This is a genomic window from Terribium retamae, assembly GCF_022347545.1.
In the GTDB taxonomy this organism is placed as follows: domain Bacteria; phylum Pseudomonadota; class Alphaproteobacteria; order Rhizobiales; family Rhizobiaceae; genus Mesorhizobium; species Mesorhizobium retamae.
Window position 1 is genome coordinate 21,218 of the sequence record NZ_JAKREW010000018.1, and the last position, 12,553, is coordinate 33,770.

17 protein-coding genes are annotated in these 12,553 nt (G+C 61.0%); 6 read left to right on the forward strand and 11 right to left on the reverse strand.

From position 1 onward, the window contains the following. Positions 1-75: 75 nt before the first annotated feature. Both L4923_RS17545 and L4923_RS17550 read right to left on the reverse strand, forming a co-directional pair. Positions 76-960 (reverse strand): arginase family protein, encoded by an 885-nt coding sequence (locus L4923_RS17545; protein WP_239367397.1) that lies wholly within the window; start codon positions 958-960, stop codon positions 76-78. Between the two features lie 265 nt (positions 961-1,225). After that, positions 1,226-1,714, reverse strand: a complete 489-nt coding sequence (locus L4923_RS17550; protein ID WP_239367399.1) for an Lrp/AsnC family transcriptional regulator — start codon at positions 1,712-1,714, stop codon at positions 1,226-1,228. Between the two features lie 127 nt (positions 1,715-1,841). On the opposite strand from L4923_RS17550, the gene L4923_RS17555 reads away from it, so the two are divergent. Further along, complete coding sequence (locus L4923_RS17555) at positions 1,842-2,474, forward strand: LysE family translocator (RefSeq protein ID WP_239367401.1); 633 nt, start codon at positions 1,842-1,844, stop codon at positions 2,472-2,474. 191 nt (positions 2,475-2,665) lie between these two features. On the opposite strand, the gene L4923_RS17560 is transcribed toward L4923_RS17555, so the two are convergent. The 6 genes from L4923_RS17560 to L4923_RS17585 all read right to left on the reverse strand — a co-directional run bounded on the left by L4923_RS17560 (position 2,666) and on the right by L4923_RS17585 (position 6,087). Continuing rightward, complete coding sequence (locus L4923_RS17560) at positions 2,666-3,394, reverse strand: HXXEE domain-containing protein (protein WP_239367403.1); 729 nt, start codon at positions 3,392-3,394, stop codon at positions 2,666-2,668. 350 nt (positions 3,395-3,744) lie between these two features. Continuing rightward, complete coding sequence (locus L4923_RS17565; protein WP_239367405.1) at positions 3,745-4,161, reverse strand: periplasmic heavy metal sensor; 417 nt, start codon at positions 4,159-4,161, stop codon at positions 3,745-3,747. Beyond that, complete coding sequence (locus L4923_RS17570; RefSeq protein WP_239367407.1) at positions 4,158-4,607, reverse strand: hypothetical protein; 450 nt, start codon at positions 4,605-4,607, stop codon at positions 4,158-4,160. Before L4923_RS17570 ends, L4923_RS17565 begins: the two co-directional genes overlap by 4 nt. Then, a complete protein-coding gene (locus L4923_RS17575; protein ID WP_239367409.1) occupies positions 4,604-5,224 on the reverse strand; it encodes an RNA polymerase sigma factor in 621 nt (206 codons plus the stop codon). Before L4923_RS17575 ends, L4923_RS17570 begins: the two co-directional genes overlap by 4 nt. 6 nt (positions 5,225-5,230) lie before the next feature. After that, on the reverse strand, positions 5,231-5,611 hold the full coding sequence (locus L4923_RS17580) for a hypothetical protein (RefSeq protein ID WP_239367411.1): 381 nt from the start codon (positions 5,609-5,611) through the stop codon (positions 5,231-5,233). Between the two features lie 50 nt (positions 5,612-5,661). Further along, complete coding sequence (locus L4923_RS17585) at positions 5,662-6,087, reverse strand: EF-hand domain-containing protein (RefSeq protein ID WP_239367412.1); 426 nt, start codon at positions 6,085-6,087, stop codon at positions 5,662-5,664. Positions 6,088-6,313: 226 nt separating this feature from the next. Between L4923_RS17585 and L4923_RS17590 the strand changes: the two genes are divergently transcribed. The 4 genes from L4923_RS17590 to L4923_RS17605 all read left to right on the forward strand — a co-directional run bounded on the left by L4923_RS17590 (position 6,314) and on the right by L4923_RS17605 (position 8,351). Then, positions 6,314-6,739, forward strand: a complete 426-nt coding sequence (locus L4923_RS17590) for an EF-hand domain-containing protein (protein WP_239367414.1) — start codon at positions 6,314-6,316, stop codon at positions 6,737-6,739. 38 nt (positions 6,740-6,777) lie between these two features. Beyond that, the gene (locus L4923_RS17595) at positions 6,778-7,197 is read left to right on the forward strand and encodes a BA14K family protein (protein WP_239367416.1); all 420 of its coding nucleotides are present in this window, start codon (positions 6,778-6,780) and stop codon (positions 7,195-7,197) included. Between the two features lie 310 nt (positions 7,198-7,507). After that, positions 7,508-7,864: an ArsR/SmtB family transcription factor gene (locus L4923_RS17600; RefSeq protein ID WP_239367560.1), complete on the forward strand. Its 357-nt coding sequence runs from the start codon at positions 7,508-7,510 to the stop codon at positions 7,862-7,864. After that, positions 7,848-8,351, forward strand: coding sequence for an SRPBCC family protein (locus tag L4923_RS17605; RefSeq protein WP_239367418.1), 504 nt, complete (start codon positions 7,848-7,850; stop codon positions 8,349-8,351). The genes L4923_RS17600 and L4923_RS17605 overlap by 17 nt, the downstream gene beginning before the upstream one ends. 117 nt (positions 8,352-8,468) lie before the next feature. On the opposite strand, the gene L4923_RS17610 is transcribed toward L4923_RS17605, so the two are convergent. Together L4923_RS17610 and L4923_RS17615 are read right to left on the reverse strand one after the other, a co-directional pair. Beyond that, positions 8,469-8,972 carry a hypothetical protein gene (locus L4923_RS17610; protein WP_239367420.1) on the reverse strand — a complete coding sequence of 168 codons (504 nt, stop codon included), beginning with the start codon at positions 8,970-8,972 and terminating at the stop codon, positions 8,469-8,471. Positions 8,973-9,344: 372 nt separating this feature from the next. Then, the gene (locus L4923_RS17615; RefSeq protein WP_239367422.1) at positions 9,345-11,303 is read right to left on the reverse strand and encodes an AI-2E family transporter; all 1,959 of its coding nucleotides are present in this window, start codon (positions 11,301-11,303) and stop codon (positions 9,345-9,347) included. 452 nt (positions 11,304-11,755) lie between these two features. On the opposite strand from L4923_RS17615, the gene L4923_RS17620 reads away from it, so the two are divergent. Further along, on the forward strand, positions 11,756-12,049 hold the full coding sequence (locus tag L4923_RS17620; RefSeq protein ID WP_239367424.1) for a DUF6916 family protein: 294 nt from the start codon (positions 11,756-11,758) through the stop codon (positions 12,047-12,049). A 22-nt stretch (positions 12,050-12,071) separates the two neighbouring features. Here L4923_RS17620 and L4923_RS17625 read toward each other — a convergent pair whose 3' ends face one another. Continuing rightward, the gene (locus L4923_RS17625) at positions 12,072-12,455 is read right to left on the reverse strand and encodes a GNAT family N-acetyltransferase (RefSeq protein WP_239367426.1); all 384 of its coding nucleotides are present in this window, start codon (positions 12,453-12,455) and stop codon (positions 12,072-12,074) included. Between the last annotated feature and the right edge of the window lie 98 nt (positions 12,456-12,553).

A 12,553-nucleotide genomic window follows, 5' to 3' on the forward strand; every position in this document is an offset into this window, starting at 1 on the left:
ATTTCCGGTGCCGGCTCAAATCCGCCGGTCAGAGCGGGGCCGGACGTGTTGGCAAGCCGGGTCTGGTCGCCGGGTTCACGGTCCGAGCGCAGCGGCGAGCACGTCGACCAAGCCACGGCCGGCGCTGCCGTCTTCATCGAGGCGCGGATTGTAGATAGTGATCTCGATGCCGACGGCTTTTCCGCTCGCCAGGGCGATCCGCAGCGCGGTCCCCAACTCGTCCCAAGACAATCCGCCCGGCACGCGGAAGTCGACCGCCGGCATGATGGCGTCGTCGAGACAGTCGGCGTCGAGGTGGATGAAGAAGCCGTCCAGCTCCGGTCGCGTCAGGTGGTCGACCGCTTCGCGGGCAGTGGCCTCGATGCCAGCCGCACGCACGGCGGGAAGGTCAAGCACCTTGAGCTCTTCGGGCAGCGGCTGGCCTCCATATTCCTCCTGGTCCTCGTGATCGCGATACGCGAACGCGACAGCGTCTTCAGGGCGCACCAGCGGGCCTCGTCCTTCGATGTCGGTCAGGAGCGACGGACCGTAGCCGGCGACGAAGGCGAGATCCATCGAGGCGCCCTCGCCATTGGGTTCAGCTTCGGGCTGGAAGAAGTCGGCGTTGCCGTCGATGAAGAACAGGCCGTAGCGACCGCGCCGTCGTAATGCGAGCATCGAGCCCAACAGGATCGTGCAATCGCCGCCCAGCACTACCGGAAATTCCCCGGCGTCCAGCACTGCTTCCACGGCATCGGCGAGCTCGGGCGACCACGCAGCGATTGCGCCGGCGTTCAGGATACCGGTCTCTGGATCGGGTGTCGGATCCTTCGGGAGCACGAACAGCCGCCCGGCACGGCGCGCATGGATGCGCTCGGCAAAACCGAGCTCCAGGAGTCGATCGGACAGGCGCTCGACACCGTCGGTGGCAAGGCCCAGTGTGGAAGGGGCTTCGAGAATTGCATAGGGAAGGGTCGGCACGGGCGCCTCCGTGGCGGCTGATCGCGGAGCAGGGCACGGCTTTGATCTGGGACGTCGGGACTGCGTCGAACGCCTCGCAACTGCGACATCGTGTTCGATTGCAGCCCCGGCGCGCCACCATCGGTGTCACTCCGGCTTTGCTTCGTAACGGCTGCTTGGGGTCATTGTTCCCGCAAGCCGGTCGGTCTGCGGCTGATCTCTTCGGCACCTCGGCCGGTTCGAAAGGCATCGCGACATTGCAAATGCGGTCACCGATTTTCTGCGGTCACGAGCTGGCCGGCAGATGATCCAGGGGGAGCGACGCCTGCGCCTTCACGGTCTGGATCGCGAAGTTGCTGCGGATATCGCTGACACCGGGCAGCTTGAGCAGGGTTCCAAGCAGGAAACGTTCATAGCCTGCGAGATCGGGGACGACGACCTGCAACAGGAAATCGGATTCTCCGGAGACCAGATGGCACGATATCACCTCGGGCAGCGCCTTCACCGCGTCCCTGAACGCCGCGGCCGGCTCTTCGTGGTGACGCTCGACCTTGACCCCGACAAAGACGGTCAGGCCAAGCCCCAGGCCACCGCGATCCAGGGCAGCGTGATAGCCGCCGATGATCCCCGATTTTTCCAGGATGCGCACCCGGCGCAGGCACGGGGACGGCGAAAGCCCGACCTCCTCCGCCAATTGCACATTGGTCAGGCGGGCATCCCGCTGCAAGGCGGCGAGAATCCGGCGGTCGATGGCGTCCAGCGTCAGTGTTGGCATTTTCCGTCACATTCCAACTTGATATTGGCAGAGTACGCCACCGATATCCCAATTTGAAGCACAGGACGCAAGGACATGCCAACAGCTTCCGCGTTAAGCTTGCAGCCACAAGTGAAGGGACTGGCACATGGCTGATTTATGGATGTTCGCCGGCGCGCTCGCCGTCGCCTATCTCGTTCCGGGCCCGGATATGGTACTTGTCCTGCAAACCGGCGCGCTCCACGGGAGGGCACGGGCCCTCTCCGTCGCGATCGGCCTTGCCTTTGCCCGCGCTGCTCATGTGTTCCTGGCCGCGATCGGACTGGCAGCGCTGCTCAAAGCAGCACCCTGGGCCTTCGAGATCGTGCGCCTTGCCGGCGCGGCCTATCTCCTCTGGCTCGGCGTCGGAATCCTGCGCACGCGCTCCCTTTCTCCAGGGGAAATTCCGGTTTCAGCGGAAAATGGCGACCGCTCCGGCTACGCCGACATTCGGCGAGGTTTTCTCACCAACCTTCTCAATCCCAAAGCGCTGCTGTTCTGCTCGGTTCTGCTGCCGCAATTCATCAGCCCCGAACAGGCGAATGTGCCAGGGCAGTTCTTGGCATTGGGCGCGATCCTCGTCGGCATCGGTCTCGCTTTCGACTTCGCCTATGCCGGTGCCGGCACGCAGCTCAACCGCTGGCTGGCCCGGCATCCGCTCGGCGAAGTCTTTCGGCGTTGGACCTTTGCGTCATTGCTTTTCGGCTTCGGCATGCACCTGGCCCTGTCGCAGCGCCTCTAGCAGGGCCGCGAGCCGGCCGTCGGGTTTGATCTGCTTCTTCTGCACGGCTGCCGTCAAACGTCTCTGCTGCAATCCACGAGACAAATGGGCCGGACGCTGGCGGTCTGTCCATGGGCTATTGTTGCAGAACCGGACGTTCGTTTTGGAGGCCCGAAAGCGGACCTTCGCGGTCAGGTCGTCGCTGCCCCGAGTCAGTCGGGGCGCAGATTCGAGATCAGTGCCCCGTCGCGCCACCGCTCGCCAAGCCACAGGATGAGCATCAGCAGGAAAGGATTCGCCAGTTGCAGCAGGACAAGCACGGCTAGGTTCAAACCAGAATTGAGGAACAGCAACAATGGTGCGGCCAGAAGGATGTGAGCGATGACCCCGCCAGCCACAAGAAGCGCGAGCGCGCCGTAGCTCATCCGGCCTGGACCGAAACAGGCGCGGACGATCCATACAGCCAGGGCCGCGAACAGCAGTGACGTGAAAAATCCTCCACCGAAGTTGCCGCCAAGCGCGGCCACGATATGGGGCAGGGCGTTCACCATCATGATGCCGTAGACAGAAAGTCCGACGAGCGGGTGCCGCCTGCTCAGCAAGGCTGCAATGGGAGCCGCGACCCAGAACGCGGTTACATTGACCGCAAGGAAAAACACCGGTGGGATGGGGCAGTTCGGATAAGGCGGAAGACCGAGCTGTGCGCAGATGATGTCCGGAAACGCATGGAACGTCCCACGCAGATCGATGCCGTATTCCTCGACATTGTGAAGCAGGTAGACTGCTACTCCGAGCCAGGACAACCACACCCGGTCATGCCACCGTGAACGGCCTGGATCGCTGCGAAGACGGTCCGTCGCAAAAAGCAGGATTGCCAAGACGATGGCCCCAACGCCGCCGATCCAGGGGAAGGCGATGTCGAACCAGTGCCAGTGATGCATGCCGCCCCCTTGGACAAATAGAACCGAACTCCAGCGATACTCGCCGCAGCTCGGACCGAAATTCGATCGGGTCAATATCTGACAGGTGTCTTGCGCTGCGGAAACCCCGCTTCACCCCAAGACACGGAACAGCGAACATATGCCGGGAGCCGAGGCGGTCACCCGCGATAGATCGCCTGACCGCTTTCAACTGCACCCCAGCCTGGGAGCCTTGGGCTCGTTGTCGGCAGCGGCTGGGACTTGCAGGCCGCATTCGTGCGGGATCGAGGCATACCCGATCGTGTAAGGACCTGCTTGCGCCTCGCCGCCCGTGACTGCACGCTGCCCTGCTGCTGTTCAGGCGGGAGCGATCATGAGTCCGCGCCGCTGGACGGTGACTTTGCATGCTCTGTCGAGCGGAGCGCCTGCAAGAGCAGATCCTGCATCAGCCGCTGGAGCGCGTCTGTCGCGTCACGCACATCAGCCATCGCTTTCGTCACATGCTGCTCATCGAATGGCGAGGAACTGGCGACCGACGCCAATTGACGACGCGCCTCTCTCAGCCTGCCGAGCGCCGCGACGGTTCGCGGTCTGTCGTTACGGAGCAGCCGCCTGAATTCCAAGCGGACCTCTTCAGGATAGGCTGAGAAGGCATTCTCGGCGAGGATGGACATCGCTGGCGCTTCACGCTGGCCCTTCAGCAGATAACCGAGCGAAAAGAAGTTCCCGGCCAGCGATGCTGCAAAGACGGCCAACAGAACCGTTCGCAACCACGAGACTCGTTTCACAGGCGGCCTCCTTCGTTTCGTGTGCCGGCGATCCCTTCGGCAAGCTCGGATGGAGGGACGCCCACGGCAAAGGCCAAGAGGGCTTCATCGGAGTTCTCCCTATCCGCCCCTCCAGCCAGATAGCCGCAGATCCCCGAAACAGTAAGAACAAAGGCCATACACGCGGCGGTCGCCGGCATGGACCAAGGTCCAAGAGCGATCGGCAGGCCCAGGGTTCGGTGCTTCGGCTGCGCGATCTTGGCCATCACACTGCGAGCAAGCGCACACTCGTCCGTCGGTGCGATCGTCGCCTCGAATATAAGATGTTCGAGCCTTTCGTCCTGGCTGGCGGGAGCGGACCGATCCGCCGCAAGGAACAACATCGCCTCGCGGCGAAAAGGTGCCGGCCAGGACGCGACGTCATCACCAAATCGAGCTTTCAAGCCTTCGAATTCACCCCTGTTCATCTCGTTTTCCTTTCATCTTGTGTCTCAGACGCCTCGGTCTCGAAAAGCTGGGCGCGCAGCGTCCGCCTGGCTCGGACAAGCAGTTGCTCTATTGATCCGGCACTCGCTCCCATCACGTCGGCAATTGCGGGGACGTCGAGATCGGCGATTGCTCGCAGAAGCAGCGCCATTCGTTGCCGTTCGGGCAGTTTGTCGAGGCCGGCGCGGACGATCGCCAACTCCTGCCGCGCGCCCATCCATGCATCGGCATCGGGGTCCAGCGAAGGGAACCGTTCATGCGCCTCTTCGAACCCGATGAATGTGCGGAACTTGCGCCAACGCCTTACATCGATGCAGCGATTTGCTGCGATACGGTAGATCCACGTGGTGGCGCGTCCTTTCGATCGATCGAAACGCTTTGCGTTTTTCCAGACCGAAATGAATACGTCCTGGACGACGTCCTCGGCTTCGTCCGAACCGCCAAGATAACGGCCGGCGAACAGGCGCAGGCCACGACCGTGCCGGTCTATCAGTCGTCGCAGGGCAAGCTGTTCGCCCTCAGCCACCTGCGCGAGCAGCGCCTCGTCGTCGAGGCGCTCCGGCGGTCTCGCGATGTCCTGGGCACGCGCCTGGCTCACGCGGGCTTACCTCCAGTGGCGGCGAAAGCCGACGCCGACATTTCCGCGCGGCCCGGTGTGGACACCGATGGACCGCACGCCGTGGCGGCCGCGTGCCGTTACGGTATTGCCGGAATAGCTGCGGCCGTTCGGGCCAATCGCGGAATAGCTGCGCCGACACCGGTCGACGAAACCATCACGACAGGTCGATTGCGACGTGTAGGTCGCGCCATTCGGTCCGACGCGCGTCGTCTGACCGGAATAGATGTTGCCATCTCTCGTCACGTTGCGGGTGATCTGTCCACCATTGCGTGTCTCGCGCATCCACTCGGCCGACATGGCCGGCGCCGGACCAATCAGTATGGCAATTGCAAGCGCGGTGCAGGTCCTTTTCCAGGCTGTGATCATCATGCACTCCTCGGTACCAGTTCAATTTTTGCTCGCAGCGCAGGTCAACCTCAGCGGTTGAACACGATGCTGCGGATGGCGAGAAATTCGGCGGCCGACAGCGTTCCGTCTCCATCCCGGTCGGCAAGGTCGAAGAAGAGCGCGCGAGCGCGAAACTCGTCTTGCGACACTTTTCCATCGCCGCTCGTGTCGAGCCGGCGCATCTGGTTTGCCAGACGCGCCTGCATCGCCGTTGCACGGTCCATGATCGCATCGCGGAGCCGTTCCGTTTCGTGTTCGTCGACCACGCCATCGCTGTTCGCATCAAGGCGAGCGAAGAGCTTGGCGCGCGCCGCAAGGATCTCGTCGCGAGAGACAGCACTGTCGTTGTTTGCGTCGAGCCGCTGGAGAACGGGCGATGCCGTTTGCGCCTGGACTGGGAGCGCGGGCAGGGCGAGAGCGGCGGCTAGCGCTGCCGCGAGTGAGGCCTGTTTCATGGATGGTCTTCCTTCAGTTCCCTGGTTGCGTCTGCCAAAGGGCAGCTACGTCGACCAATACGAACCGCTGGCTCATCTCCTACGCATCTGTTCACGGATTTCGATGGTTGGCGTCCAGCGGCCGACTGATGGCTTTTGAATAGAAAAAGCCAGTCGGCGCGTAGGAGCCATCATCCCTGTGCGTAGAAGCTCGCGTTGATGCCGATCCCAATCCGAGGAGAAAAGAATGAATCCGAAAATGCTGGCCTGCGTGATGGTTGTCCTCACGACTAGCAGCGCGTGTGCGGCGGACGGGCAAAGAGCGCGCCAGGCTTTCCGCCAAATCGATCAGAACGGCGACCGAGCGCTTCAGTTCGGCGAGATACAGGCAGCGCGCGGGGGCTTGTTTGACCGCCTGGACGCAAATCGAAACGGCGTGCTCGACAAGGGTGAGGCAGAAGCCGCCCTTCAGCGTGCGAGAGAGGGCGGCAAGCTGCAAATGGCAACGGCGGAAGGCTTGGGCACTCAGGCCCGCCGGATGGATTTGAACGGCGACGGCCGAATTACGAAGGCGGAATTCACTCAGTTCATTCCCGATCGGCTTTTGCGTGCCGACAGCAACGGCGACCGCGCACTTTCGCTTTCGGAACTCAGGACGCTCCGTCAGCGCTAAGCGTCGTCTTGGTTCGCAACTAAAGGAAACAAATCTCAATGAATAAGGCAATTGCCTCCTTCGGCGCTGCAATGCTCCTGCTTTTCAGCCTCGCCGCTCCTGCATCAGCGAATTCGCTCAGCCGTCCTTCGGTGGCCGCGGGGAATGATGGCTATGTTCAGGAAATCGCACATCGGCACGGCTTCTACGTGATCCGCGGCGCTCACTATTACAACGGATATCGTGGCATCGTCGTCGCGCGTCCCGGCTACCGCTTTTATCGAGGATACTGGTTTCCGCCCGCAGCTTTTGCTGCCGGCGTGATTGTCGGTCAAACGCATCCGGTGCCATCGGCTCGACGACTCAATGCGGCTCATGTCGAATGGTGCTTCGATCACTACCGGTCCTATCGTGCCTATGACAACACCTACCAGCCATATGACGGTCCGCGTGAAGAATGCTGGTCGCCCTATAATTGATGCAGGCATTCACGAATGCCATGGCTACCGATCGGCGGCGCATCGCCGTTGGTCCTTGGTCGGAGGGCAGGCTCGCTGACTCCTCAACCGCAAGAGCATCTTGCACCGCGACTGCCTGCTGATCGCGCAGGGCATGCGACGGCCTGAAACTGCTCAGACGAGGAAGAAGACTGACTTTCACTTCCTCAGCGGCTTGGAGAGCGGCATCCAACCTGCAGCGGACGGTCGCTGTCGCGGTCTGTTCTCGAACGGCCGGTCAGGCAGCTTTCGAACGCTTGCACTTTCCGCCAGTGCTCTTATACTGAACTACATGGTTCAGTATTTAGACTCCCCCCTCGACCGCTCGTTCGCAGCGCTGTCCGATGCGACCCGCCGCGGGATAATCGATCAGCTAGGCCGGGCGGACGCGTCGATCACCAGTCTCGCGGACACGTTCCAGATGACACTGACCGGCATGAAGAAACACGTCCAAGTTCTGGAGCGAGCCGGGCTCGTCATCACGCAGAAGGTCGGACGGGTCAGAACCTGCACGCTTGGGAAACGCGGCCTCGAGGCGGAGGCGGAGTGGATCGAGGCGCACCGCAAGCTCTTCGAGGCCCGCTTCGAGGCATTGGACGAAATCATCAGCGAAATGAAACAGGAAGAAAACGATGGATCGGCAAGCTAGCAGTGCAGGTGGTGCGCAGAATCGCATGTCAATCGAGCGCAGAGGGGATCGCGAACTCATCGTAACGCGGACATTCGACGCGCCGCCAAGCCTGGTTTACAGGGCGTGGAGCCGGCCCGAACTGTTCCAGCGCTGGTGGATGCCGAAATCGTTGTCCGGCGTCTCGCTCGTCTCTTGCGACATGGACGTCCGCACCGGCGGCAAATATCGGCTGGAATTCGGCACCGGCGGTTCGGAGACCATGGCCTTCTACGGCAAATATCTCGAAGTGGTGCCGAACGAGCGCATCGTCTGGACCAACGATGAAGGCGAAGAGGGCGCGATCACGACCGTGACCTTCCAAGACCAGGGCGGCAGCACGCTGGTGACTTTCCACGAGATCTATCCGTCCAAGGAAGCGCTTGAGGAAGCACTCCAGGGCTCGGCGGCCGGACTGCCGGAACAGCTGGATCAGCTCGCCGAATTGCTTTCCGGCCTAGGCGAGTAGCGCGGCCGGGAGCTTCACCGAGAACAGGGGGAAAACAATTTCAGGAGAAGTCCGAGACGGTTTCTGCTCGCAAACGCGTGAAAACAAGGGTTAGAGCATTTCCGGAAAGGAAACGCTCTAACTGCGGTTGAGATTGATCTCGGTGATGACGACGTTTTTTCCAGTCGCCGGGTCCTTGTCGGTGGTCGTCAAGCGCATCCGGTTGTTTGCAACCTTTTCCAGCCTAAGCTGGGCGGCACGGTCGCCATTGACTTCTTTTGCCCAGCGAATGGCCAAGATCAGTGCATTGTCCGCGCGCTTGCCACGCAGACCGGCGGGCCCGGTTCGGGAACCGGTGTACACGCCCGTATAGGTTTTCCCATCGGTTTTGACATCGGCGCCGATCGCCCGGGAGAAGACGACATATCCGGTGCATTTGCCATTGAACGACAACGAGGTGTCAGTCGCATCCGACGCAAATTTGCAGTTGATGCTGATGGGCTTGGACCCGCTCTCGACTTTGACGGTGCCCTTGCCCGCCCAGTTTCCGGCAAGCGATTGGAGAAACGCCGCGTCCGCGGCATGCGCAGGCCCTGCGATACAAAGCATTCCGGCCGCCAGCCAGCCAATGGGTCTTGTCATGATCAACACTCCTTCAGGTACGTGGAGCACTCCGACATTTGAAACCGTGGTTTGACCCGATCCGATGCGTTGGACAATTCAGGGTCATGCTCGAAAACGGGGCGGATACCGCATGGTTCCGCTAATTTGTCGAACGGCCACATGCCTGAATGATGAGATGTCCCCCGGTAATCGAGCGATTTCCACGATCGGGGCACCGCACTTGGTTGCGAGGTTGAAGGATCGAGGTGCCACCTCGGCACCAGCTGGAGCGTTTCCGTTTTTCACGGAAACGCTCCAGCTCTTTGTGTTACGCAATTCCGGACGGAAAACCGTTACACACTTTTCCTGGAATTGCTCTGGCCCGATCCGCGGAGCTTGATTTGCTTATGGCTACGCTTCCGTCGCCGCTACCGCTTTTTTCCGTGCCGAGCTCGCCGCACGCGACCGTCGGATGCTTCTCTGCCTCTTGGGCTTAACGTGACGGGGCTTTTCGTCTGATAGTGCCGCCACGACGCAGTCCACGAGACTGAACGCAACGAAATCGGCCTCCAATTGCTCGGCGAGTTGCTTCTGATCGAACGGCGGCTCGCTCCCGGGCGACGTCCACAGGACGAGACCGATGCGTGACTGAGGAGCCAGTCGCCTTAGACGGCGCACCGCGAACCTGGAGTATTTCAGGGAATCGGGGTTCAGAAAGCCGATCACGATGGAATTGCGCCCTTCCAGCGGCAGACTGCGTATTCTGGCTGGAACAAGGTCACGGTGGCCGGCCGCTTCGCATTCGGCACCCTCGACGGAAATGACCTGCGCCAGCATCAGGGCCGCAACGTCGTCCAGTTCGCCATGTCCGCCGATGCAGAGGACCGATTTGCCGGAACCATCTGGAAGATCAATATCGAACCCGTGCTCCCCCTCATCGTCGACCTGGCTTCCATTCTTGCTCTCTTTGCCGCCCTCCTGGTGATCTTGCTCGCCCTCGTCTTCCTCTTCCGCTGCGATCTCGTTCAGATTGGCCACGAGTTGGCGCGCATTCTCGGCAAGATCTGCCGATTGGCTTCTCGTGAGCGCTCCCCGAACGCGATCTTGCTCGCCGAGCAGCAGGGCAGGTATGCCAACGGCACCGTGATACTCGATCAGATATTTCTCCTCGAGCATCCCTTCAGCGTTGTCGGTAGCTTCATCGACGTCGTCCGCCAGGAGGCGCTGATAGAGGCGTTCGTGAGGATCGAGAACCGGCTCGTCCCCCAGCAGGATCTGAAGGAACTCGAACTGGGGCACGTGCCGGCCCAGCACGACCAGGCACACCGTAAGCGGCGTTGAAAGCACCAGTCCGATCGGACCCCACAGCCAGGCCCAGAATACCGCTGCAACGATGATCGCAAGGGGCGAGAGCCCGGTGCGGGAACCATACAACCATGGCTCGATGACATTGTTGCTCAAGAGCTCGAGCAGTACGAACAATCCCGCTGTCCAGATCAGCAACGACCAATCGGGAGCCACCGCGAAGGCGAGGAACAAGGGGATGACGGCTGCAATGACCGGCCCGATGTAAGGAACGAAGCGGAAAACGATGGCCAGCATGCCCCACAACAGGGCGTTTGGAATGCCGAGTAGCCACAGGCCTGCGGCCAGCGGTAGGCCATAGGCGATATTCACGACCAGCTGCATCAAAAGGTATTTGCCCACGCGGCTGCCTGCGTCCTGCAAAGCTTGCGTGGTTCGGTGAAGATCGCTGTAGCCGACGAGCCGAATAAAGCGATCGCGCAGCTCTTCCCGCTCGAGAAGCATGAAGATCACAATGACGATCACCAGTCCCGTCGTGGCCAAGGGGCCGATCAGCGGCTCTATGATGTTCCGCAGCGTTTCGATCGGGCGCTGGGGAGAGAATATCTGAACCAGCAACGGCTTCTGTTCGCCCTGGACACGCGCATTCGCCGCGGTTGCCGGAGAAGCCGATTCGTTGATTTCGTTGTTCACGCGCTCGAACACGCGTCCGAGGCGGCTGATGATGCCGTCTTCCGACCCGGTCTCTTTCAAGACCCGGATCTTCTCCACGATATTCGACTGGTACTTCGGAATGTCCCCCGCGACCTGGCTGACCTGGGCGGCGACGATGAGACTGAAGATCGACATGACGGCGAAGGCGAAGGCAACCGCTCCGATCACGGCCGCCAACCGCGGCAGCTTCATTTTCCTGAGGAAGGATACGATCGGAGCCAGTGCGAATGTCAGCAACACCGCGATTGCGAGAGGCAGCAGCAGCTCCTTGCCCACATAGAGAACGACAATCGCGGCGATCATCGTGGCGACGGTCGCCAGCCGGGCGGTGATCAGGGAAGAGGTCATCATGGGGTCAAGCTTCAAATCCGGTGCGGTGAGCCATTCTTACCCTGAATCGGCGCGCTGGCTGTATAGTGGATAGGACAACGTCAAATTTAGGCACTTGTATCCCGAAATCAGCGTGACAACCTACCGAGGGCCGCGACTGGAGTGCGGCAAAGCTTTGGTTGAGCGACAAGCGATCTGTCGGTAGACGCTCGCTCAATGCAATTGAGAGCCCCGGAAGCACTCCGCTTGCAGGACGGCCAACTGTGAAAAACTCTGCCGTGGCGCCAATGTCAGACGTTGAGTGACGGTTCAAAACGCGAAATACTGGAGCATCGGTTCGCGGGATTTGGATTGAGGCTCGATCGCCTCAAGAAAGATGCCGACGAGTCTTCGGGTTGAGTCGGCAAGCCGGAAAGCTGAACGTTTCGCGGGAAAGCCGCGACTTCACGTCCTGGCCACGAGGGGGCGGAACCATGGAAATTGTAACGCTCGGCCATTTCGCCGGCTGTGTCGGCAGTGCGTTCGACCTCGAGCTCGGCGAGAGTTCGGTCGCGCTTACCTTGGCAGAGGCTCGCCCTCTGCCGGAAACGGGCTTTCCCGGCATGCGGCGCTCGCCTTTCTCGCTGATGTTCCGAAGCGGTTCGCAAGTCGTCCTGCCTCAAAAACTCTACAAGCTGAAGAATTCCACGCTCGGCCAGATGGACATCTTTCTCGTTCCGGTCGCACGGGACAAGGAAGGCATCGTCTATCAGGCGATCTTCAATTAAGACGCGCTGGCGAAGCGAAAACTCAGACTTCCGACCATTGCATCTGGATGTGCGTGTCGCCGGCGTCGGTTTCACGAAAACGCAGTCGGCGATAAAGCGATTGGGCGCGGATATTTCGACGCTCGACATGGAGCTTTATGCCGGAAACCGAATGGGCTCTGGCCTTGCGCTGCATCGTCTTCAGAACGGCCTCGCCTTTGCCGAGGTTGCGCCACTGCGGCAGGAAACCAATATCGATGAGGTGCCATTGCTCGGCGCTGGAATCGACATAGAGGCGTCCGATCGGCTCACTGCCTTCCAGCAGGATCAGGAAGTCCGCACTTGAGAACCTGGCCACATAATAGCGATGTTGCAAGTCGAACTGCTGGTCGATGAACGCTCGTTTCACCTCCGGCGGCCACGGCACAGGGTCCATCTCCTCCATGCGGAAAGACCAATAGAGGCGCCGCAGGAATGCGACATCTTCAGGCGTGGCGGCTCGCGATGCGCCACGAGGCAGCTTCA